General features: G+C 74.6%; 20 protein-coding genes. 8 read left to right on the top strand and 12 right to left on the bottom strand.

All coding sequences use genetic code 11. From position 1 onward, the window contains the following. From ACFY7E_RS28990 to ACFY7E_RS29005, 4 genes are read left to right on the top strand one after another with little or no spacing between them, the layout of a single operon-like run. Entirely contained in the window at positions 1 to 1,065 is a 1,065-nt protein-coding gene (locus ACFY7E_RS28990; protein ID WP_389489976.1) for an ABC transporter permease, read from the top strand. Further along, entirely contained in the window at positions 1,062 to 2,054 is a 993-nt protein-coding gene (locus ACFY7E_RS28995; RefSeq protein WP_389489978.1) for an ABC transporter permease, read from the top strand. Before ACFY7E_RS28990 ends, ACFY7E_RS28995 begins: the two co-directional genes overlap by 4 nt. Next, positions 2,051 to 3,016 (top strand): ABC transporter ATP-binding protein, encoded by a 966-nt coding sequence (locus tag ACFY7E_RS29000; protein ID WP_389489980.1) that lies wholly within the window; start codon positions 2,051 to 2,053, stop codon positions 3,014 to 3,016. The genes ACFY7E_RS28995 and ACFY7E_RS29000 overlap by 4 nt, the downstream gene beginning before the upstream one ends. Then, positions 3,013 to 4,029 carry an ABC transporter ATP-binding protein gene (locus tag ACFY7E_RS29005; protein WP_389489982.1) on the top strand — a complete coding sequence of 339 codons (1,017 nt, stop codon included), beginning with the start codon at positions 3,013 to 3,015 and terminating at the stop codon, positions 4,027 to 4,029. The genes ACFY7E_RS29000 and ACFY7E_RS29005 overlap by 4 nt, the downstream gene beginning before the upstream one ends. 13 nt (positions 4,030 to 4,042) lie before the next feature. Here the strand turns inward: ACFY7E_RS29005 and ACFY7E_RS29010 are convergent, their stop codons facing one another. The 9 genes from ACFY7E_RS29010 to rimP form a co-directional block, all read right to left on the bottom strand. Next, positions 4,043 to 5,011 (bottom strand): bifunctional riboflavin kinase/FAD synthetase, encoded by a 969-nt coding sequence (locus tag ACFY7E_RS29010; protein WP_383434658.1) that lies wholly within the window; start codon positions 5,009 to 5,011, stop codon positions 4,043 to 4,045. A gap of 31 nt (positions 5,012 to 5,042) precedes the next feature. Continuing rightward, on the bottom strand, positions 5,043 to 8,753 hold the full coding sequence (locus ACFY7E_RS29015; protein WP_389489985.1) for a serine protease: 3,711 nt from the start codon (positions 8,751 to 8,753) through the stop codon (positions 5,043 to 5,045). A gap of 204 nt (positions 8,754 to 8,957) precedes the next feature. Next, a complete protein-coding gene (gene truB / locus ACFY7E_RS29020) occupies positions 8,958 to 9,857 on the bottom strand; it encodes a tRNA pseudouridine(55) synthase TruB (RefSeq protein WP_383434663.1) in 900 nt (299 codons plus the stop codon). Then, positions 9,854 to 10,294 (bottom strand): 30S ribosome-binding factor RbfA, encoded by a 441-nt coding sequence (rbfA, locus tag ACFY7E_RS29025; RefSeq protein ID WP_383152744.1) that lies wholly within the window; start codon positions 10,292 to 10,294, stop codon positions 9,854 to 9,856. The genes truB and rbfA overlap by 4 nt, the downstream gene beginning before the upstream one ends. A gap of 29 nt (positions 10,295 to 10,323) precedes the next feature. Next, positions 10,324 to 10,617, bottom strand: coding sequence for a DUF503 domain-containing protein (locus ACFY7E_RS29030; protein ID WP_030217805.1), 294 nt, complete (start codon positions 10,615 to 10,617; stop codon positions 10,324 to 10,326). Positions 10,618 to 10,765: 148 nt separating this feature from the next. Then, the gene (gene infB / locus ACFY7E_RS29035) at positions 10,766 to 13,861 is read right to left on the bottom strand and encodes a translation initiation factor IF-2 (RefSeq protein ID WP_389489988.1); all 3,096 of its coding nucleotides are present in this window, start codon (positions 13,859 to 13,861) and stop codon (positions 10,766 to 10,768) included. A 145-nt stretch (positions 13,862 to 14,006) separates the two neighbouring features. Continuing rightward, positions 14,007 to 14,288, bottom strand: coding sequence for a YlxR family protein (locus ACFY7E_RS29040; protein ID WP_383434668.1), 282 nt, complete (start codon positions 14,286 to 14,288; stop codon positions 14,007 to 14,009). Between the two features lie 74 nt (positions 14,289 to 14,362). Next, positions 14,363 to 15,355 (bottom strand): transcription termination factor NusA, encoded by a 993-nt coding sequence (gene nusA, locus ACFY7E_RS29045; RefSeq protein WP_389489991.1) that lies wholly within the window; start codon positions 15,353 to 15,355, stop codon positions 14,363 to 14,365. 2 nt (positions 15,356 to 15,357) lie between these two features. Further along, complete coding sequence (gene rimP, locus ACFY7E_RS29050) at positions 15,358 to 15,855, bottom strand: ribosome maturation factor RimP (protein WP_383434674.1); 498 nt, start codon at positions 15,853 to 15,855, stop codon at positions 15,358 to 15,360. Positions 15,856 to 16,040: 185 nt separating this feature from the next. Here rimP and ACFY7E_RS29055 point away from each other — a divergent pair, with 185 nt between their 5' ends. From ACFY7E_RS29055 to ACFY7E_RS29070, 4 genes are all read left to right on the top strand, one after another. Next, positions 16,041 to 16,595 carry a hypothetical protein gene (locus ACFY7E_RS29055; RefSeq protein WP_389489993.1) on the top strand — a complete coding sequence of 185 codons (555 nt, stop codon included), beginning with the start codon at positions 16,041 to 16,043 and terminating at the stop codon, positions 16,593 to 16,595. Next, on the top strand, positions 16,592 to 17,008 hold the full coding sequence (locus ACFY7E_RS29060; RefSeq protein WP_389489995.1) for a ferritin-like domain-containing protein: 417 nt from the start codon (positions 16,592 to 16,594) through the stop codon (positions 17,006 to 17,008). The genes ACFY7E_RS29055 and ACFY7E_RS29060 overlap by 4 nt, the downstream gene beginning before the upstream one ends. A 36-nt stretch (positions 17,009 to 17,044) precedes the next feature. Then, complete coding sequence (locus ACFY7E_RS29065; RefSeq protein WP_389489997.1) at positions 17,045 to 17,944, top strand: aminoglycoside phosphotransferase family protein; 900 nt, start codon at positions 17,045 to 17,047, stop codon at positions 17,942 to 17,944. Positions 17,945 to 18,050: 106 nt separating this feature from the next. Then, entirely contained in the window at positions 18,051 to 18,989 is a 939-nt protein-coding gene (locus ACFY7E_RS29070) for a slipin family protein (RefSeq protein ID WP_389489999.1), read from the top strand. Between the two features lie 64 nt (positions 18,990 to 19,053). On the opposite strand, the gene ACFY7E_RS29075 is transcribed toward ACFY7E_RS29070, so the two are convergent. From ACFY7E_RS29075 to ACFY7E_RS29085, 3 genes are all read right to left on the bottom strand, one after another. Then, positions 19,054 to 20,754, bottom strand: a complete 1,701-nt coding sequence (locus tag ACFY7E_RS29075) for a proline--tRNA ligase (RefSeq protein ID WP_389490001.1) — start codon at positions 20,752 to 20,754, stop codon at positions 19,054 to 19,056. 70 nt (positions 20,755 to 20,824) lie between these two features. Then, positions 20,825 to 21,370 carry a GNAT family N-acetyltransferase gene (locus tag ACFY7E_RS29080; protein ID WP_365546283.1) on the bottom strand — a complete coding sequence of 182 codons (546 nt, stop codon included), beginning with the start codon at positions 21,368 to 21,370 and terminating at the stop codon, positions 20,825 to 20,827. A gap of 28 nt (positions 21,371 to 21,398) precedes the next feature. Then, complete coding sequence (locus tag ACFY7E_RS29085) at positions 21,399 to 22,244, bottom strand: GNAT family N-acetyltransferase (protein ID WP_389490003.1); 846 nt, start codon at positions 22,242 to 22,244, stop codon at positions 21,399 to 21,401. Positions 22,245 to 22,356 lie beyond the last annotated feature (112 nt).

Here is a 22,356-nt window from a genome sequence, read left to right on the forward strand (position 1 = left end):
GTGACGACGACCGGCACCCCCGCCGACGTGGTGCGGGCCGACGAGGCCCGCGCCGCGGACGGCGCGCCCCACCGCACCGGCGCCTCCTCCGGTTACCTCCGCCACGCGGCGGGGAAGCTGGGCGGCGCGCTCGTCTCGCTCTTCGCCGTCCTGGTCACCAGCTTCTTCCTGTTCCGGATCATCCCCGGCGACCCGGTGAAGGCGATGACCCACGGCATCCCCACCTCGGCCGAACAACTGGCCACACTGAGGCGGCAGTTCGGGCTCGACCTGCCGCTCTGGCAGCAGTTCGCCGACTACTGCGCGAAGGCCCTGACGGGCGACCTCGGCACCTCGTTCCAGTTCCGCGCCCCCGTCGGGGAGCTGATCTGGGAGAAGCTGCCGGCGACGCTGCTGCTCACCGGGGTCGCCGTGGTGATCTACTCGGCGCTCGGGCTGTGGCTGGGCACCCGCTCGGCCTGGCGCCACGGCGGTCTCGGGGACAAGCTGAACATCGGGATCGCGCTGACCCTGTGGTCGGTGCCGTCCTTCTGGCTCGGCCTGCTCCTCATCATCGTGTTCTCCGTCGGCGCGGGCCCGGTCCCCGGCCTCTTCCCGACCGGCGGCATGGAGTCGGGCACGGGCGAGACCGGTCTCGCGTACGTCCTGGACGTCGCCCACCACCTGGTCCTGCCGGTGGTGACCCTGGTGGCGGTCGGCTACGCGCAGACGCTGCTCGTGATGCGCTCCTCGCTCCTGGACGAGATGGGCGGCGACTACCTGACGACGGCGCGGGCGAAGGGGCTGCGCGACGACGTCGTGCGCCGCAGGCACGCCGTCCCGAACGCGCTGCTCCCGACCGTGACCATGATCTTCATCAACCTGGGCCACGTGGCGGCGGGTTCGATCCTGGTGGAGACGGTGTTCTCCTGGCCGGGGCTCGGCGGGCTCTTCTACCAGGCGCTCAGCGTGCCCGACCTGCCGCTTGTGCAGGGCCTGTTCGTGGTCTTCGCCGGAGCGATGATCCTGATGAACCTGCTCGCCGACCTGCTCTATCCGCTGCTCGATCCCCGGGTGGGCCGATGACCTCCTCCACGACCTCCGCGACGCCCGCGCCGGAACCCGCCCCGGAGCCCCTCCCGGAACCCGCTCCCGGGCCCTCCCCCGAGCCCGCGCGGAAGCCGCCCTCGGCGGCCTCCCTCGCCCGGCAGCGCCGCAGGGCCTCGGCGGTCCGCTTCTGGAAGGAGTACCGCGCCCACCGCGCCGGCCTGTACGGTCTCGCCGGGCTCGTCCTGATCGCCCTGCTCGCGCTCGCCGCTCCGCTGCTCGTCGGCGCCGACGTGCAGTCGGTGACAGGGGCGCCGGGCACGGCCCTGGAGTCCCCGAGCGCCGAGTTCCCGCTCGGCACCGACCAGTTCGGGCGCTCGCTGCTCGGGCTGCTGATCTGGGGGGCGCGGATCTCGCTGCTCGTCGGTCTGCTCGCGGCGGCCCTCTCGGTCGCCATCGGCACCCTGGTGGGGATCGTCGCCGGGCACTACGGCGGCTGGTTCTCGACCGTCGTCATGCGGATCACCGACTGGTTCCTGGTGATGCCGGCCCTCGTCCTGGCGATCGTGCTCGCCACCGTGATGTCCCGCTCGATGTGGACGGTGGTCCTGGCGATCGGGGTCACCTCGTGGCCGACCACCGCCCGCCTGGTGCGGGCGCAGACCATCGCGGTGGAGTCCCGCCCGTACATCGAGCGGGCGACCGCGCTCGGCGGCGGCCACCGGCACGTCATGACCCGGCACGTGCTGCCGAACGTGATGCCGCTGGTCCTCGCGCAGACCACGCTCGGCATCTCGACCGCCATCCTCACCGAGGCCACCCTCGCCTTCCTGGGCCTGGGCGACCCGACGGTGGTCTCCTGGGGCGGGATGCTCCAGGACGCCCGCGAGGCCGGCGCGGTCTCCTCCGGGCACTGGTGGTACCTGGCCCCGCCCGGGATCGCGATCGCCCTGGTGGCGCTCGCGTTCACGCTGTGCGGCCGGGCCGTCGAGTCCGTGCTCAACCCGAAGCTGGGGGTGGGGCGATGAGCCTGCTCGAGGTACGGGACCTCAGGGTGACGTACGGGTCGGGCGCGGCGGCCGTGCCCGCCGTGCGCGGGGTCGACCTGACCCTGGAGGCGGGCACCAAGCTGGGCGTGGCGGGCGAGTCCGGCTGCGGCAAGTCCACGCTCGCGCTCGCGCTGCTCCGGCTGCTCCCGGCGTCGGCGCGCCTGGAGGGCGAGATCCTGTTCGACGGCGAGGACGTCCTCGCGATGTCGTGGGGGCGGCTGCGGGCCGTGCGCTGGGCGGGTGCGTCGATCGTCTTCCAGGGCGCGATGCACTCGCTGAACGCCGTGCACCGGATCGGGGACCAGATCGCGGAGCCGCTGCTCGTCCACGGCCGGGCGACCCCGGCGGCGGCCCGTGAGCGGGTCGGCGAGCTGCTCGAACACGTCGGTCTGCCCGCCGCGCGCGCCGCCGCGTATCCGCACGAGCTGTCCGGCGGGCAGCGGCAGCGCGTGATGATCGCGATGGCGCTCGCCTGCGACCCCCGGCTGATCGTCGCGGACGAGCCGACGACCGCGCTCGACGTGATGATCCAGGCGCAGATCCTGCGCCTGATCGAGGGCCTGGTCGCCGAGCAGTCGATCAGCCTCCTGATGATCAGCCACGACTTGGCGGTCCTCGCCGACACCTGCGACCGGCTCGCCGTGATGTACGCGGGCCGGGTCGTCGAGGAGGGCCCGGCGCGGGCGGTGTACGAGGCGGCCGCGCACCCCTACGGGAAGGCGCTGTCCTCGGCGTTCCCGCTCATCGGCGACCCCGCCTCCCGGCGGGCGCCGCGCGCTCTGCCGGGCGACCCGCCGGACCCGGCCGACCTGCCGGGCGGCTGCACCTTCCACCCGCGCTGCCCGGTGGCGCTGGACGTCTGCGGGGACCTCGACCAGGAACTGCGGGAGGCGGGCGCGGGGCGCCGGGCCGCCTGCGTACACGTGGGGAGCGCGTCATGAGCACGGACACCACCGCGCGCCCGGAGCCGGGGACGGCGACCGGAGCGCTGCTCTCGGCGCGGGAGCTGCGCGTGGTCTTCCCCGGACGCCGCGGCGCGCCGCCCGCGCGGGCGGTGGACGGGGTGGACCTGGACATCGGCGCGGGCGAGATCGTGGCCCTCGTCGGGGAGTCGGGCTGCGGCAAGACGACCCTGGCCCGCTCGCTGCTCGGCCTGGTCCGGCCCACGTCGGGCACGGTCTCCTTCGACGGGGAGCCGCTCGCGTACTCCTCCGGGGCGCTGAAGGCCTACCGGAAGCGGGCGCAGCTGGTCCTCCAGGACCCGAGCGGTTCGCTGAACCCCCGGCACACCGTGTACGACGCGGTGGCGGAGGGGCTGCGGATCCACGGGTACGCCGGGGACGAGCGGGCGGCCGTGTCCGGGGCGCTCGCGCGGGCCGGGCTGCGTCCGCCGGAACGTTTCTTCCTGCGCTACCCGCACGAGCTGTCCGGCGGGCAGCGGCAGCGCGTGGTCATCGCGGGCGCGCTGGTCCTGGAGCCCGAGCTGATCGTCGCGGACGAGCCGGTGGCCTCCCTGGACGCGTCCGTACGGGGCGAGATCCTGGCCCTGCTGCTGCGGCTGCGCGACGAACTGGGCCTGTCGGCCCTGGTGGTGACGCACGACCTGGGCCTCGCGTGGAACATCGCGGACCGGGTGGCGGTGATGTACCTGGGCCGGGTCGTGGAGACGGGCCCGGTGGAGTCCGTCCTGACGAACCCCCGGCACCCGTACACGCGGGCGCTGCTCTCGGTGCTCCCGGAGTCCGAGGGGGCGCCGGTGGTGCTGACCGGTGAGCCCCCGGACCCGTCCCGTATCCCGTCCGGCTGCCGCTTCCACGCCCGCTGCCAGGTCCTCGCCTCGGGCGCGGCGGCGGCGGTCGCGGACCGCTGCCGGGGCGAGGACCTTCCGGTCCTGCCCGGCGGCGGTGCGGGCGCGGTGGCCTGCCACTGGGTGGAGGGGGGCGGGGCGGACTGACGGACCTGGCGGGTCAGACCTGTTCCGGGTGCTCCCGGTCGTACTCCCCGGTCAGCTCGCGGCAGCGCTTCACGTCGTCCGCCATGGCCCGGAGCAGGTCGTCCAGGGTGTCGAACCTGAGCATCCCGCGCACGTACGCCAGGAAGTCGACGGCCACGTGCAGCCCGTACAGGTCGAGTCCCTCGCGGTCGATCGCGTACGCCTCGACGGTCCGTTCGGTGCCGTCGAACTGGGGGTTCGTGCCGACCGAGATGGCCGCCGGCATCCGCTCGCCCGCGGCGGTCAGCCAGCCCGCGTAGACGCCGTCGGCCGGGATCGCGGTGTGCGGCAGGGTCTCGACGTTGGCGGTCGGGAAGCCGAGCTCGCGGCCGCGCTGGGCGCCGCGGACCACGACGCCCTCGACGCGGTGCGGACGGCCGAGGATCTCGGCGGCCCCGGCCATGTCGCCCTCGGCGACCAGACGGCGGGTGAGGGTGGAGGAGAAGGGCTCGCCGCCGCCCGCGCTGCCGCTGACGTACAGGTCGACGACCTCGACCTCGTAGTCGTAGGTGGCGCCGAGCTCGGCGAGGAAGGCGACGTTCCCGGCGGCCCGGTGGCCGAAGCGGAAGTTGGGGCCCTCGATGACGGCCCTGGCGTGCAGCTTGTCGACGAGGACCTTGACGATGAAGTCGGCCGGGGAGAGCTGGGAGAACTCGGCGGTGAACGGCAGCACGAGCACCGCGTCCACGCCGAGGCCCGCCATCAGCTCGGCGCGCCGGTGGTGCGGGGCGAGCAGCGGCGGGTGGCTGCCGGGGCGCACGACCTCGGAGGGGTGCGGGTCGAAGGTGACCACGACGCAGGGGACGCCGAGTTCGCGGGCGCGCTCGACGGCCCGCCCGACGATCAACTGGTGCCCGCGGTGCACCCCGTCGTAGGAGCCGATGGTGACGACGCTGCGCCCCCAGTCCTGGGGGATGTCCTCCAAGCCACGCCAGCGCTGCACTGTGACCGCTCCTCGTCCGCCTGTTCGCCGATTACGCAGGTCTAAGACTGCCATGCCCACGCCCGTCGGCACGCATCGGCATGGAAGTGCCGGGGCCGCGCAGCGCGTCGAGGGTCTCGATGCCGAGCAGCGGGGCCCAGTCGCCGGGGGCGGCGACGATCCAGCCGCCGAGGAGGTCGGTGAAGACGGGCCGTTCGCGGACGAGGGAGGCGAGGAGCCGGTCGAGCCGCGCGGCGCCCTCGGGGGTGCGGACGCACAGCAGTCCGGCCCGGTGGGCGAGCTGCCGGGTGCGGGGCTCGCTGCGCCGCTCCGCGTCCTCGGCGGCGGCCCTCACGAGGGCCTCCGGGACGGAGAGCTCCCCGGCGTCGGCCTCGTGCCGTTCGTGCCGTTCGTGCTCCAGGAGTACGTCGAGCAGCTCGGCCCGCAGGTGGCGGGAGGCGCCGGTGCCGGGGGCGGCGAGCACGGGGGCGAGGGCGCGGCGGAGGACCGTGGGACCGCTCCGGATCAGGCCGGTGACCAGGGGGAACAGTACGGCCCTGGCCTCGGGTCCGGCTTCGAGGCGCCGGTCCGTGAAGGCGGCCACGTGCGGGGCGCTCCCGGGGTGGAGGAGGGCCTGGTCGCGGACGAGGACGGCGGCGCGGCGGGCGAGGGCGGGCGTGTCGATCCCGGCGAGGGCCCCCAGGACGGCGGCCGGGTCCTCGCCGGTGGCGTCCAGTCGGACCCGGAGGGCGTCGAGGACCTCCCCGGGGTGGGTGGCGAGGGCCTCGACGAGGGCGTCGAGGGGGACGCCGGGCTCGGTGGCGGCGCGGGGCAGGTGGCGGGCGCGGGTCTCGGGGTCGCGGATCAGGAGGCCGAGGGCGGCGCCGTGCAGGGCCCGGTCGGCGGGGCGGGCGAGGAGGGCGAGGGCGGTGTAGCGCAGGAGTTCGCGGTCGGCGGGGAGAGTGGCGCGGTCGGCGGCCGGGCGTCCGTACGCGGCGGCCGCGGCGCGCCGTTCCGGGCGCCCGTCGTCGTGGGCCCAGCGGTCGACGGCCCGGCAGAGGGCGGAGGTCTCGTCCCGGGCGAGGGCGGTGAGGAGCTCCTCGGCGAGGGGGTGGGCGGTGGCGACGAGCGCCTCGCACAGGTCGTCGACGGCGAGGTGCCGGTGGGCGTGCAGGAGGGCACGGGCGGCGGTGGCGACGGTGGCGTGCGGGGCGGCGGGCAGGGGCCGCGCGTCGCCGAACCAGCGGCACAGGAGCGGCTGGACGCCCCGGGGGTCGGCGGCGAGCAGCTCCGCGACCGTGCGGGACCAGCGGTCCTCGCCCGGCGGGTCGGCGGTGACGAGCCGCCGCAGCAGGTCCATCCGCTCGTCCTCGCCGACCGCGAGGCCCCGCCAGAACTCCGGCCCGAAGGCGGCGAAGGCGGGGGGACGTCCCGGGCGGGCGCCGATCCGGTCGGCGAGCAGCCGCAGGACGGGCAGGTGGGCGCGGGGGTCCGGCACCCGCCGCAGGCTCTCGCCGAGCAGTCGCGCGGCCCACCAGGCCCCGTCCCCGTCCTCCCCGGCGTCCGCGAACCGCCCGAGCGCCTCCACGAGCCCGCCGAGCCGCGGCCCGAGCCCGTCCGCCCCGCGCTCCCGGTGTTCGAGCAGCAGCGCCTGGAGCACGGGCCCGATCCGGTGCCGGGGCACGGGCGGCGACCCACCGGCCACCTGCGGCGCCCCGCCGGACCGGGGCCGGGGTACGGCGGGGTCGGCGGGGGGTGCGGCGGGGCCGGTGGGGGGCGGGACGTTCGCCCCCGTACGGTCGAGGAGGGCGTCCGGAGGCGCGAGCCGTCCGGAGGCGCTCGCGCCCTCGCGCCCGGATGGGGCCGGGCCGGTCCCGTGACCGGGGGCGGGGACGTGGACGTGGACGTGCGCGGTGGAACCGGTCCCGTGGCCGGAGACCTGGAAGTCGGAACCGGCCCCGTGACCGGAGGCGTCCGCCCCCCTCGGTGCCGGGTCCTCGTGGTGGGCGTGGACCAGGGCGTGGAGGGCCGTGTCCAGGTCGAGGTGGGCCGCCTGGAGCCAGTCGGCGAACTCCTCGTGGGCGAAGCGGTAGCCGGAGCCCGCCGGGACGAGGAGGCCCTCGGTGAGGACGGCCGGGGCCCAGCCGTCCCGCCAGGGGAACAGTTCCTCGAAGGAGGCCCGGTCGAGGACGCCGTGACCGGGGCCGAGGCACCGGCGGGCCGCCTCGTGGACCCGGCCGGTCACGCGCGCGGCGAGCCTGCGGACGGCGGTCCCCCGGACCAGGGGCCGGGTCCCGGCGGCGATCCGGACGGCGGTACGCAGGCACATCAGGTCGAGGTGGGCGGCGAAGACCTCCTCGCGGCAGGGCCGCCCCGGCACCTCTCCGGGCAGCGCGGCCCGGACCTCGGCGAGCAGCCGCAGGGCGAGCGGGTGCCGGGCGTCCGCCTCGGCGAGGTCGGTCTCGCGGAGCCCGTACCCCGCGCGCGCGGTCCGGGCCTCCGCCTCGGTGTACGGCCCGAGGACGACGGCCGGGGGCAGTCCGTCCCCGCCGTCCCCGGTCGCGGGACCGTGCAGGGCCCCCGGGCCGTAGAGGGCGCCCGCCCGCTCCCAGTGCTCGGGACGGCAGGCGGTGGCGAGCCGGACCCCGTGGGCGCGGAGCCACCGCTCGGTGGCCGCGGTCCAGGCCGGGAGCCGGTGGGCGAGGAGCGGGGGCATCTCCTCGGGGCCGTCGAGGACGACGAGGAGCGGCCGGCCGGCCTCCCGGGCGAGGGCGGCGGCCCGCTCGGGGGTGGCGGTGGCGGTGTCGCCGAGGGCGCCGGAGGCGGTGACGATGCGGCCGGCCCGGTCCAGGGCGCGGCCGACGGCGTCGGCGAGGGAGCGGTCCTCGGCGCGCAGGTCGGCGCCGCGCAGCCGGACGGTGGGGGCCGGGGTCCCGCCCCGGGCGCGGCGGGCGCAGAGCGCGGCGAGGGCGGTGGTGCGGCCGGTGCCGGGGGCGCCGACCAGGGCGAGGACGGGGGCGTCCCCGGCGGTGAAGCGGTCGAGTTCGCGGGCGCAGTCGGCGCGCTCGACGGGCTCGGGCCAGGGCCCGGGGTCCCGTACGGGGCCGGTGGAGGTGGCGGTGAGTTCGAGGATCCCGGCGAGGTTGAGGTCGGGGCCGTAGGCGGGGACGGTGGCGGCGTTGCGCCGCAGCAGGTCGCCGAGCGGGCCGTCGGGCCGGAGCGGGACCGCGTACCCGGCCGCTCTGCGGCCGCCGTGGAGGGCGGTGCCGAGGACGGCGAGGACGGTGCCGGTGGTGGTGTCGAGGACGGGGCTCCCCGCGGCCCGGCCGTCGCGGCGGAGCGCCTCGGCGCCCTCGGTGCCGATGGCGAGTTCGAGGGCCTCGGCGAGGTCGTGGAAGCGGTCGGCGGCGGTGTACGTGACGGCGGCGGGGCCGAGGACGCGGGCCTCGCGCCAGCCGTGGGCCTCGATCCGGACGTACGTGCCGGGTTCGATCGCGGGGCGGGTCGCGAACGGCAGGGGCCGGACGCCGAGCCCTTCGCTGCGGACGAGGGCGAGCCCGCTCTCGGGCAGGGGGACGACGGCCCCGGCCCCGGCGAGCCAGCTGCGGTCGCCGGGGGCGCGCAGCAGGACGCGGCTGAGCCCGTCGACGGCCTCGTGGCTGGTGACGACCGTTCCGTGGTGGTCGGCGAGGAATCCGGTGCCGCGCGTCCGGCCCGCCGGATCGCAGATCCGCACCAGCGTCGCCAGGTCCCCGCGTCCCATGGTGACGACGGTAGGCGGCCGGTGATCGCGCGACGGCGCGCCCGGGGGAACGCGCCCCCTCTCACTCCCCCGTTCACTCCGAGCGCCTCCCCGGTGGAGTGAATTTCCGTGACTTTCGCGGACAGGGTCCCTGTGGGGGAACGAGAGTGGGGCGGGTACGCGCGCGTACCCGCCCCACTCATGGGCCCGAGGCCCGCCGGCTCCTCAGCCGAAGACGGCGAGACTCTTCGCCTTGCCCCGCTGGTCCTCGACCAGGGCGAGCAGCTTCCCCTCCGGTCCGAAGACCGCGACGGGACCCTTCGGGTACTCCGGCATCTCCAGGCGGACGCCGTTGAGCAGCAGCCGGGCCCGCTTCTCGTCGACGTCCCAGCGCGGGAACGCCGCCGCGGCCGCGTCCGCGACCGGCATGACCGTCAGCTCCTCCTGGAGCCGGTCCAGGGTCCTGGCCGAGTCCAGCTTGTACGGGCCGACCCGGGTGCGCCGCAGCGCGGTCAGGTGACCGCCCACGCCGAGCCCGGCGCCCAGGTCCCGGGCGAGCGCGCGGATGTACGTGCCGGAGGAGCAGACCACCGAGACGACCAGGTCGACCACGGGGGTGCCGTCCTCGGCGACGGCCTCGCGGACGTCGTACACCCGGAAGGAGGAGACGGTGACCGGGCGGGCCGGGATCTCGAACTCCTCGCCGCCGCGCACACGCGCGTACGACCGCTTGCCGTCGATCTTGATCGCGGAGACCTTCGACGGCACCTGCATGATGGCGCCGGTCAGCTCCGCCACACCGGCGTCGATCCGCTCGCGGGTGACCTTCGACGCGTCGACCGACGCCGTGATCTCGCCCTCGGCGTCGTCGGTGATCGTGGTCTGGCCCAGGCGGACGGTGCCCAGGTACTCCTTCTCGGTCAGCGCGAGGTGACCGAGGAGCTTGGTCGCCCGCTCCACGCCGAGGACGAGGACGCCCGTGGCCATGGGGTCGAGCGTTCCGGCGTGGCCGACGCGGCGGGTCTTCGCGATCCCGCGCATCTTGGCCACGACGTCGTGCGAAGTGAAGCCCGACGGCTTGTCGACGATGACAAGGCCGTCGGGCGTGGGGGTCGTGTCGCTCATTCGGCGGTGTCGTCCTCGCCCGGCTTCTTGTAGGGGTCGGCGTCGCCCGCGAACCCGGCGCCCGAGGACGCCTCCCGCACCTGGGCGTCGGAGGCCCGCGCCTTGTCGAGGAGGTCCTCGATGGTGCGCGCGTTCTCCGGGAGGGCGTCCGCCACGAAGGTGAGCGTCGGCGTGAACTTGGTCCCCGCCGCCCGGCCCACGGCCGAACGGAGGACGCCCTTGGCGCTCTCCAGGCCGGCCGCCGCGCTCGCGCGCTCCTCGTCGTCGCCGTAGACCGTGTAGAAGACCGTGGCCTCCCGCAGGTCACCGGTGACGCGGGTGTCCGTGATGGTCACGTGCGTACCCAGGCGGGGGTCCTTGATGCCGCGCTGCAGCTTCTCGGCGACCACCTCCCGGATGAGGTCCGCCAGCTTCTTCGCCCGCGCGTTGTCGGCCACTGGTCCTTCTCCTTCTCAGCCTTGCTCGATCAGTCTTCATCAGTGTGGAGCCTGCGGCGCACCGACAGCAGCTCCACCTCCGGCCGGGCGGCGACGAGCCGCTCGCACCGGTCCAGCACGTCGCTGAGGTGCCCCGGGTCCCCCGTCACCATCGCGACGCCGATCTCGGCCCGCCGGTGGAGGTCCTGGCCGCCGACCTCCGCCGCGCTCACCGCGAACTTGCGCTGGAGCTCGGCGACGATCGGCCTGACGACGGAGCGCTTCTCCTTCAGCGACCGTACGTCGCCCAGGAGGAGATCGAAGGACAGTGTCCCCACGTACATGTGTGTCCGGATGTCCCGCCGGTTCGGGGTCAGTGGCCCCGCCCACCACGGGGCGGGTACACCAGGAACCGTACACGCAACGGCCGGGGCCGATCGACGGAATAAGTTCCGCCGACCGGCCCCTGCTCACTGCTGCGATCGGACGCGATCAGGCGCGCGGCTTCTCGCGCATCTCGTACGTCGCGATGACGTCGTCGATCTTGATGTCGTTGAAGTTTCCGAGGTTGATACCACCCTCGAAGCCCTCGCGGATCTCGGTGACGTCGTCCTTGAAGCGGCGCAGACCGTGGATCGTGAGGTCCTCGGCGATGACCTTGCCGTCGCGGACGAGACGAGCCTTGGTGTTGCGCTTGACCTCGCCCGAACGGATGAGGACACCGGCGATGTTGCCCAGCTTGGACGAGCGGAAGACCTCGCGGATCTCCGCCGTACCGAGCTCGACCTCTTCGTACTCCGGCTTGAGGAGGCCCTTGAGCGCCGCCTCGATCTCCTCGATCGCCTGGTAGATGACCGAGTAGTACCGGACGTCGACGCCCTCGCGCTCCGCCATCTGCGCGGCACGGCCGGCCGCGCGGACGTTGTAGCCGATGACGATGGCGTCGGAGCCCATGGCCAGGTCGATGTCCGACTCCGTGACCGCACCCACACCGCGGTGCAGGACGCGGATGTCGACCTCTTCACCGACGTCGAGCTGGAGCAGCGAGGACTCGAGGGCCTCCACCGCACCGGACGCGTCGCCCTTGATGATGAGGTTGAGCTCCTGGACGAGACCGGCCTTGAGCACCTTGTCGAGGTCCTCCAGGGACACCCGGCGGACGCGCTTGGCGAAGGCCGCGTTGCGCTCGCGAGCAGCGCGCTTCTCGGCGATCTGACGCGCCGTACGGTCCTCGTCGACCACCAGGAGGTTGTCGCCGGCACCCGGCACGTTGGTGAGACCGAGCACCAGGACGGGAGTCGACGGGGTCGCCTCCTCGACGTTGTTGCCCTTGTCGTCGAGCATCGCCCGGACGCGGCCGTACGCGTCGCCGACCACCACGGTGTCGCCGATGCGCAGCGTTCCGCGCTGGACCAGGACGGTCGAGACCGCACCGCGGCCGCGGTCGAGGTGGGACTCGATCGCGATGCCCTGCGCGTCCTGGTTCGGGTTGGCCCGCAGGTCGAGCGAGGCGTCGGCGGTGAGGACGACGGCCTCGAGCAGGGAGTCGATGTGCAGACCCTGCTTGGCGGAGATGTCGACGAACATCGTGTCGCCGCCGTACTCCTCGGCCACCAGACCGAACTCGGTCAGCTGACCGCGGACCTTGGTCGGGTCCGCGCCCTCGACGTCGATCTTGTTGACCGCGACGACGATCGGGACGCCGGCGGCCTTGGCGTGGTTGAGCGCCTCGATCGTCTGCGGCATGACGCCGTCGTTGGCCGCGACCACGAGGATCGCGATGTCGGTCGACTTCGCACCACGGGCACGCATGGCGGTGAACGCCTCGTGACCCGGGGTGTCGATGAAGGTGATGCGACGCTCTTCGCCGTTGACCTCGGTGCCCACCTGGTAGGCGCCGATGTGCTGGGTGATGCCACCGGCCTCGCCCGCGACGACGTTCGTCTTGCGGATCGCGTCGAGCAGTCGGGTCTTTCCGTGGTCGACGTGACCCATGACGGTGACGACCGGCGGACGGGAGACCAGGGCCTCTTCGCCGCCCTCGTCCTCGCCGAACTCGATGTCGAAGGACTCGAGGAGTTCGCGGTCCTCCTCCTCGGGGCTGACGATCTGAACGGTGTAGTTCATCTCGTCACCGAGCATCTGCAGCGTGTCGTCGGAGACCGACTGCGTGGCCGTGACCATCTCGCCGAGGTTCATCATCACCGCGACGAGCGACGCCGGGTTGGCGCCGATCTTCTCGGCGAAGTCGGTGAGGGACGCACCGCGCGACAGGCGGATGACCTCGCCGCCACCGCGGGGAAGCATCACGCCGCCCACGGACGGGGCCTGCATGGCCTCGTACTCCTGGCGCCTCTGACGCTTCGACTTGCGACCGCGACGCGCGGGACCGCCGGGACGGCCGAAGGCGCCCTGCGTGCCACCACGGCCACCCGGACCACCGGGACGACCGCCGAAGCCGCCGGGACGACCGCCGAAGCCGCCGCCACCGCCGGGACCGCCCGGACGACCGCCGCCGCCACCGGGACCACCGGGACGGCCGGCGAAGCCGCCGCCGCCACCGCCGGGACCGGCCGGACGACCGGCGAAGCCGGGACGACCGCCGCCGCCACCGCCGGGACCGCCCGGACGGCCGCCGGGGCCACCGGGACCACGGCCGCCGGGGCCGGGACGCGGGCCGGCAGCGGGACGCTGCGGCATCATGCCCGGGTTCGGACGGTTGCCGCCGGGCGCGCCGCCCGGACGGGGAGCCTGCGGACGGGGCATGCCGCCGGGGGTGGGACGGGCACCGCCCGGGGCGCCGGGGCCGCCGGAACGCTGTGCGCCGCCGGGGCCGCCCTGCGGACGCGGGGCGCCCGGAACGGCACCGGGGCCGCCGGGACGCGGGGCACCGCCACCGGGACGGGGCGACTGCGGCCGCGCCATGCCGGTGGAGCCGCCCGAGGTGAACGGGTTGTTGCCCGGACGGGGACCGGCCGGACGGGCACCGCCCGGACGGGGACCCTGCTGGCCGCCGGGGCGCGGAGCGCCCTGGCCGCCCTGCGGGCGGGGCGCCTGCTGGCCCGGACGGGCGGCCGGGCGGGGGCCCGGGGTCACGCCGGCGGGACGCTGCTGACCGGCGGCGGGAGCCGACGGGGGCGCGGTGAACTCCGGGGTGGTCGGAGCCGGGGAGGCCGGCGCCGGCTTCGGCGCGGCCGGGGGCTTCGGACCCGGGGTGGGACGCGGGCCGGGGGCGGCCGGCGTCGAGGGCTTCTCCGCTGCCGCGGGCTTGGGCGCCGGGGTGGGCGCGCCAGGCTTCGGGGCGGCGGGACGCGAGGCCTGCGCCGGGGACGGCGCGGGGGACGCCTGCGCCGGCTTCGGCGCGGCGGGGGTGGGCGTCGCCTTGCGGGGCGCGCCGGGCTTGGCAGCGGTCTTGCCGGCGTTGCCGCCGGGACCCTGCAAAGCGTCAGTCAACTTGCGCACGACCGGCGCCTCGATCGTCGAGGACGCCGAACGGACGAATTCACCGAGTTCTTGGAGCTTGGCCATGACGACCTTGCTCTCCACACCGAACTCCTTGGCGAGTTCGTATACCCGGACCTTAGCCACTTCGCTCCTTTGAGGTCCGGTTACCGCCGGACCGTTGCTACTTCATGGGCGTACTCATCGCGTACTCATCGAGTGCTCATCGCAATCTCGACCTACTTCCAACTCGCGAGGTACCTGACCGCACGGTGTTCCGTGCCGTACTTCTTCACTGCTGTGCCGATCGCTCGACGTGGTGGCGGAGTGCCGCGGTGTCGAGCGGGCCCCGGACCCTGAAGGCCCTGGGGAACGCTCGGCGGCGGACCGCCAGGTCGAGACAGACCACGGCGGGGTGCAGGTACGCACCCCGACCGGGCAGCGTACCGCGACGATCCGGGACGCACTCGTCCTCGTTCATCACGATCCGCAGCAGATCGCTCTTGGCCGCTCGCTCCCGGCATCCCACGCAGGTTCGCTCAGGGCACACGCGGGCGTGCGTCCGGCCAGACACGATTAAGTCTACCTCTCCGTACCGACCCCGCCCGTTTGGGGCAAGAATCGAACAGTCGTTGGCCAAAAACGGTCTCAGGCCTGCTCGGACTGCTCCGTGTCCGGACGGATGTCGATCCGCCAGCCGGTGAGGCGGGCGGCGAGGCGGGCGTTCTGCCCCTCCTTGCCGATCGCCAGGGACAGCTGGTAGTCCGGCACCGTCACCCGGGCCGAACGGGCGGCCAGATCGACGACCTCGACCTTGGAGACCCGGGCCGGGGAGAGCGCGTTCGCCACCATCTCGGCCGGGTCGTCCGACCAGTCGACGATGTCGATCTTCTCGCCGAGCAGCTCCGCCATCACGTTGCGGACGCGGCTGCCCATCGGGCCGATGCAGGCGCCCTTGGGGTTCAGGCCCGAACGGGTGGCGCGGACGGCGATCTTGGTGCGGTGGCCGGCCTCACGGGCGATGGCCGAGATCTCGACCGAGCCGTCGGCGATCTCCGGCACCTCCAGGGCGAAGAGCTTCTTCACCAGGTTGGGGTGGGTGCGCGAGAGGGTGACGGAGGGGCCGCGGACGCCCTTGGCGACCCGGACGACGTACGTCCGCAGGCGCAGGCCGTGGGTGTACTCCTCGCCCGGCACCTGCTCCTGGACCGGGAGGATGGCCTCCAGCTTGTCGTCCAGCCTGACCAGGACGTTCTTCGGGTCCTTGCCCTGCTGGACCACACCGGCGACGACGTCGCCCTCGCGGCGCGCGTACTCGCCGAAGGTCACGTCGTTCTCGGCGTCCCGCAGCCGCTGCTGGATGACCTGGCGGGCGGTGCTCGCCGCGATCCGGCCGAAGTCCGAGGGGGTGTCGTCGAAGTCCTTGGGCTCCTGGCCCTCCTCCAGGTCGGAGGGGTCCTCCTTGGCCCACACGGTCACGTGGCCGGTCTGCCGGTCCAGCTCCACGCGCGCGTGACGGCGGGCGTCGGGGGTGCGGTGGTAGGCGATGAGGAGGGCCGACTCGATCGCCTCGACCAGCAGGTCGAAGGAGATCTCCTTCTCATGCGCCAAGCCCTTGAGAAGCTTCACGTCGATGTCCACGGCTACGCCTCCTCTTCCTTCTTGTCCTTGCGGTTGAACTCGATCTCGACACGCGCCTTGGAGATGTCGGCGAACCCGATCCTGCGGGCGGTGGGCTTGCGCCCCTTCACGCCCGGCACTTCGAGGTCGAGGCCCTCCTCGTCCACGGCGAGGATCCGGGCGACCAGCTCTCCCGTCTCGGCGAGCTGGAGCCGGACGAGCCGGCCGGTGGCGCGCACGTAGTGGCGGTGCTCGGTGAGGGGGCGGTCGGCGCCGGGGGAGCTGACTTCGAGGACGTACTCGCCCTCGCCCATCGCGTCGGTCTCGTCGAGCTTCTCGGAGATCGCGCGGCTCAGCTCGGCGCAGGCGTCCAGTTCCACGCCCTCGTCCGAGTCGACGACGATCCGCAGCAGTCCGCGGCGGCCCGCCCGGGACACCTCGATCTCTTCCAGATCCAGGTCCTTCGCGCGGACGAGCGGCTCGACGAGTCCGCGCAGCCTGTCGCTCTGGGTGGTGCTCATCCGGGTGACTCCTCGGCCGCGTGTGCTGTTGTGTGTCGTCGCGTGTCAGACCAAAGGGTATCCGGTCCGGGAGGGTGTTGCCGTCCATCGCCCCGGGGCCCGCGGGTACGCTCGCCTGCGGTGATCCGGACGATCTTCCGGTGCGGACGGATCTTCGACTGTGGACGGCGGCCGAGGGAGAAGGCGTGACGACGACGGGCAGACGCGCGCTCCTCGCGGCGGGGGCGGCCGCGGGGGCGGCGGCCCTGGTGGGCTGCACCTCCGGCGAGGAGGGCCCCCGGCGGCCGAGCGCCGCCGAGCGGGAGGCCGAGCGGGCGGCGCGCGCCGATGCGGCGCTGCGGGCACGCTCGGTGACGGCCGCGCGCGGACTCCTCGAACGGTACGACGCGGTGCTCGCCGCGCATCCCGCCCTGACCCCCCGGCTGGCCCCGCTGCGGCGCTCCGTGGCGGCGCACGTGAAGGCCCTCGGCGAGGGCGGTACGGGCCCGGTGGAGCCCGCCGCGGCCTCCCCGGCGCCCTCCGCCTCCGCGCGCCCCACGGCGGCCTCCCCCGCGCCCGTACCGGTCGCGGCCGACCCGGAGACCGCCCTCGGGGAGCTGGCGGCGGCCGAGCGGACCGTCTCCGACGGGCACGCGGACGCGCTGCTGGCCGCCCCGCCCGAGTACGCCCGGCTGCTCGCCTCGGTGGCGGCCTCGGGCGCCGTCCACGTCCATCTGCTGACCGAAGGAGCCCGGCCGTGAGCGCCCTCGACACCGTCCAGGCCGCGCTGGCCGCCGAGCACGCGGCCGTGTACGGGTACGGGGTAGTCGGCGGCCGGATCGGCACGGAGCGCCGGGCGGAGGCCACGGCCGCGTACGAGGCCCACCGGGCCCGCCGGGAGGTGCTGCGCCGGGCGGTGCGGGACCTGGGCGGCGCGCCGGTGGCGGCGGCCGCCGCGTACGCGCTGCCGTTCCGGGTGACGGACCCGGCGGGCGCGGTGCGGCTCGCCGCCGTCCTGGAGGACCGGGTGGCGGGCGTCTACTCCGATCTGGTCCGGGCCACCGAGGGGCCGGCCCGGCGGGAGGCGGCCGCCGCGCTCAGGGAGGCGGCGGTACGCGCCGTGCGCTGGCGCGGTGTCGACGTAACCTTTCCTGGGCTCGCCGAGCGGGCCTGAGTCCCGGCCCGACCCGACCGAAGGAACAACGTACGCATGGCTTTCGAACCGCCGCAGCGACTCGTCCGGGCGCTCGGCGAGACGTACGGGGAGACCGTCGCGGCCGAGTGGCTCGGAGGGCTGCCGGAGGAGGCGCGGACCGCGCTCGACCGGGGCTCCCTGGACGCCGAGCGGGTGATGGCCCCCGGCGGGCGGAGCAGTCTGGTGGTGCTCGTCCGGCGGCCCGACGGCTCCCCCGCCGCGCTCAAGGTGGCGCCGCCGTTCGCCCGGCCGGACCGGGAGCGGGAGGCGCTCGCCCACTGGAACGGCTGGGGCGCGGTGCGGCTGCTCGAAGGGGCCGGCGAGGAGGGGATCCTGCTCGAACGGCTCCACCCCGAGGTGTCCCTGCGCTCCCTGCCGGAGGCGAAGGCGCTCCTGGAGGCGGCCGGGACCGTGCGGAAGCTGTGGGTCGAGCCCCCGGCCGGGCACGGCTTCGAGTCGGTGGCCGGGCGGACGGCCCGGCAGGCCGAGGCGATGGATCCCCACCGCGCGGACGCGGCCGTCGGCGCACTGGCGGCGGCGGCGCTGGCGGCGCGCGAGGAGCTGGTGGCCGGGGAGGCCGAGACGGTGCTCCTGCACGGCAACTTCCGGCAGGGCAAGGTCCTGGCCGGCGACCGGGCGCCCTGGCTGGCCGTGGGGCCCGAGCCGCTGGTCGGCGAGCGGGCCTACGACCTGGCCCGGCTGGTGCGGGACCGGGTGGAGGACCTGGTGGCGGCCTCGGCGGGCGCCTCGGCGGCCCGGCGGCGGGTGAACAAGCTGGCGGACTCGCTGGACGTGGACCGGGAGCGGTTGCGGGGCTGGACCCTGTTCCGCGCGGTGGAGTCGGGGACGCGGGCCCTGACGGCGGGGCGGCGGCAGGACGCGGAGCTGCTCCTGGAGTTCGCGGGCTGGCTGTAGCGGAGCCGCTTCCGGAGTTCGCGGGCGGACTGGAGGGGAATACCCTTTTTGTACCGTTCGCCGGGCGGCCGGGCCTCGACGTCCGGCCCGACTCCAGGGGGCCGTGATGATCGAAGAGCTGCTGATGGCGGTGGCCGGCGCGGGCGCGGCGGCGGCGGTGTACGCGGGCGCGGCGGCCCGGGTGGTCAAGCAGTACGAGCGCGGGGTCGTCTTCCGCTTCGGCCGGCTGCGCGGCCGGGTGCGTTCCCCCGGGTTCACGATGATCGTCCCCGTGGTCGACCGGATGCACAAGGTGAACATGCAGATCGTCACGATGCCGGTGCCCGCGCAGGAGGGCATCACCCGGGACAACGTGACGGTCCGGGTGGACGCGGTCGTGTACTTCGCGGTGGTCGACCCGGCGGACGCGCTCGTACGGGTGGAGGACTACCGGTTCGCGGTCTCGCAGATGGCGCAGACCTCGCTGCGGTCGATCATCGGCAAGAGCGACCTCGACGACCTGCTGTCCAACCGGGAGAAGCTCAACCAGGGCCTGGAGCTGATGCTCGACAGTCCGGCGACGGGGTGGGGGGTCGCCATCGACCGGGTCGAGATCAAGGACGTGTCGCTGCCGGAGACCATGAAGCGGTCGATGGCCCGGCAGGCGGAGGCGGACCGGGAGCGGCGGGCGCGGGTGATCAACGCGGACGCGGAGCTCCAGGCGTCGAAGAAGCTGTCCGAGGCGGCGGCGGTGATGTCCGACCAGCCGGCGGCGCTCCAGCTGCGGCTGCTCCAGACGGTGGTGGCGGTGGCCGCCGAGAAGAACTCCACGCTGGTGCTGCCCTTCCCGGTGGAACTGCTCCGCTTCCTGGAGCGCGCGACCCCGGACGCCAAGCCGGACGCGGCGCCGCACGCGCCGCACCGGGCCCCGGAGCCGGAGGTACCGCCCCTGCTCGACGGGCTCGGCGACGCGTACCCGGGGAGCCGGACGGCGGCGGCGGAGGACGCCATCGAGGACCTGACAGGCACGTCGGTGGAGCCCGCGCCCCCGCCCCGGGAGGACTGACACGGAGACGGCCCCCACCCCCCGCGTACGGGGAGCGGGGGCCGTCCCACGACGGGGCGGGCGGTCAGACGGTCAGGCGGGCGATCGCCTCGTCCACCGTCAGCTCCTCGCGCTCGCCCGTGCGGCGGTCCTTCAGCTCCACGACGCCCTCGCCGGAGCGGCGGCCCGCGACGAGGATCTTCGGGACGCCGATGAGCTCCGCGTCGGTGAACTTGACGCCCGGGGAGACGCCCGCGCGGTCGTCGACCAGGACCCGCAGGCCCGCGGCGGACAGCTTGTCGGAGACCTCCAGGGCCAGCTCGGTCTGGAGCGCCTTGCCGGCGGCGACCACGTGGACGTCGGCCGGGGCGACCTCGGCGGGCCAGCACAGGCCCTTGTCGTCGGCGGTCTGCTCGGCGAGCGCGGCCACGGCGCGCGAGACGCCGATGCCGTACGAGCCCATGGTCACGCGGACCGGCTTGCCGTTCCGGCCGAGGACGTCGAGCTTGAGGGCGTCGGCGTACTTGCGGCCGAGCTGGAAGATGTGGCCGATCTCGATGGCGCGGTCCAGCTTGAGGCCGGTGCCGCACTTCGGGCAGGGGTCGCCCTCCTCGACGACGACCACGTCGACGTACTCGGTGACCTCGAAGTCGCGCCCCGCGACCACGTTCTTCGCGTGGGTGTGCTCCTTGTTGGCACCCGTGATCCAGGCCGTGCCCGGCGCGACGCGGGGGTCGGCGATGTACGTGACCTTGTCGAGGCCCTGCGGTCCGACGTAGCCGCGCACCAGGTCGGGGCGGGCGGCGAAGTCGGTCTCGGTGACCATCTCGACGGTGGCCGGCGCGAAGTGCGCCTCGACCTTGCCGAGGTCGACCTCGCGGTCGCCGGGGACGCCCACGGCGACGATCTCGCCGTCGACCTTCACCAGGAGGTTCTTCAGGGTGGCGGAGGCCGGGACGCCGAGGGAGGCCGCGAGGGTCTCGATGGTCGGGGTGTCCGGGGTGGGGATCTCCTCGGCGGCGGGCACGGCGGAGCCGTCCACGGCCTTCAGCGCGAAGGAGACCGCCTCGGTGTTGGCGGCGAAGTCGCAGTTCGGGCAGTCGGCGAAGGTGTCCTCGCCGGCCTCGGCCGGGGCGAGGAACTCCTCGGACTTCGAGCCGCCCATCGCGCCCGCCGTGGCGGCGCAGATGCGGTAGTCGAGGCCGAGGCGCTCGAAGACCCGCCGGTAGGCCTGGCGGTGCAGGGCGTAGGACTCGGCGAGGCCCTCGTCCTCGGTGTCGAAGGAGTACGAGTCCTTCATGAGGAACTCGCGGCCGCGCAGGATGCCGGCGCGGGGGCGGGCCTCGTCGCGGAACTTGTTCTGGATCTGGTAGAGGATGACCGGCAGGTCCTTGTAGGAGGACGCCTGGTCCTTCACCAGGAGGGTGAAGATCTCCTCGTGGGTCGGGCCGAGGAGGTAGTCGCCGCCCTTGCGGTCCTGGAGGCGGAAGAGCTCGGCGCCGTACTCGTCCCAGCGGCCGGTCGCGTCGTAGGGCTCGCGGGGCAGCAGGGCCGGCAGGGAGACCTCCTGCGCGCCGATGGCGTCCATCTCCTCGCGGACGATCCGCTCGACGTTGGAGAGGACCTTCTTGCCGAGGGGCAGCCAGCTCCAGATGCCGGCGGCGGTGCGGCGCACGTATCCCGCGCGGACGAGGAGCTTGTGGCTGAGGACCTCGGCGTCCGCCGGGTCGTCGCGCAGCGTCTTCGCCATCAACTTCGACATGCGCTGGACCGGTGCGTTGGCCATGGTTCTCGTACTCCTGCCGGGCTGGGTGTGATGGGCCCGAGGTTAGCCGGGCGGCCCCGGGGACGAGAAATCAGTTGTCGCGCGGCAGCGGCAGCGGCGCGCCCATCACGGCGTACGGGCGGGGGGCGCTCGGGAAGTGCACCCGGCGGGCGAGGTCCCGGTAGCCGAGGGACCGGTAGAGGCCGCGGGCGGGGCTCTCGGTGTCGATCGCGGAGAGGATCGAACGCGGCTCGTCGGCCGTGTCGGTGATGGTGGTGATCAGCGCGCGGCCCGCGCCCCGGCCCTGGAAGTCGGGGTGGACGTGTAGTTCGGTGATGGTGAAGGAGTCGTCGAGCCAGTCGGCGGTGCCGGTGGCGCGCAGGTACGCCTCGACGACGGTGGACCACCAGTGGGTGCGGTCGTTGGGCATGCCGTACACGAAGCCGACGAGCCGTCCGCCGGGGGTGGTGGCCCCGTAGGCGCGGGCGCCGGGGCTGAGCAGGTGGCGCAGCACGATGTGGCGGCGCACGGCGACCTCGTCGGCGTCCAGGCCGAAGGCGACCGCCTGCACGGCCAGGGCCTCGTCCACCCGGGCGGCCAGGTCGACCGGCCCGATCACGATCTCCGCGTCATCCATGCGGCGCACCCTACAAGCGGCCCGCCCCTCAGAACAGCACGCTCATGAAGGCACCGGTCTCCCGGAAGCCGACGCGGCGGTACGCGGCCCTGGCGGGGGTGTTGTAGTCGTTGACGTACAGGCTCACCACGGGGGCGACGTCGGCCAGGGCGTAGCGGAGGACGGCGGCCATGCCGGTCTCGGAGAGGCCCTTGCCGCGGTGCTCGGGGGCGACCCAGACGCCCTGGATCTGGCAGGCCTGGCGGGTGGCGGCGCCGATCTCCGCCTTGAAGACGACCCTGCCGTCCTCGATGCGGGCGAAGGAGCGGCCCGCGCCGACGAGTTCGGCGACCCGGGCCTGGTAGAGCAGGCCGCCGTCGTTGGCGAGCGGGGAGACGCCGACCTCCTCGGTGAACATGGCCACGCAGGCGGGCATGATCGCCTCCATCTCGTCCTTGCGGACGCGGCGCACCAGCGGATCGGGCTCGACCGTGGTGGAGGGCTCCTCGGCCACCATCAGCGGCTGGTTGGCCCTGACGTCCCTGGCGGGGCCCCAGCTGGGCTCCAGGAGCCGCCACAGCTCGGTGGTGGGCCCGGCGGGGCCGACGATGGAGGAGCAGCGGCGGCCGGTCCTGCGGGCCCGGTCGGCGAAGGCGCGGACGGCCTGGGGGGTGGCGCAGATCGGGACCAGGTTGGCGCCGGAGTAGCAGAGCGAGCGCAGCCGCCCCCCGGTGTACCAGCCCCACATCTCGCCGCCGAGGCGCCAGGGGTCGAGCCCGGCGAGCTGGACGCGGGCGGTCACGAACGCGTTCTCGACCGGGGCGCTCTCCAGGACGGCGAGTGCGGCGCCGAGGTCGGTGGGTTCGAGGACCCGGGTGGTGGTCTCTGTCAACACGAGGGGGCCTCACCGTGCGGTTCCGCTGATTCCCCGCACTTTACCCGGAGGGCCCCGGAGCACGCCTCCGGCCGCGGGAAGCCCCGCCTCCCGGGGCGGGAGGCGGGGCTTC

It is taken from the genome of Streptomyces sp. NPDC012825 (assembly GCF_042900925.1).
Classification (GTDB): domain Bacteria; phylum Actinomycetota; class Actinomycetes; order Streptomycetales; family Streptomycetaceae; genus Streptomyces.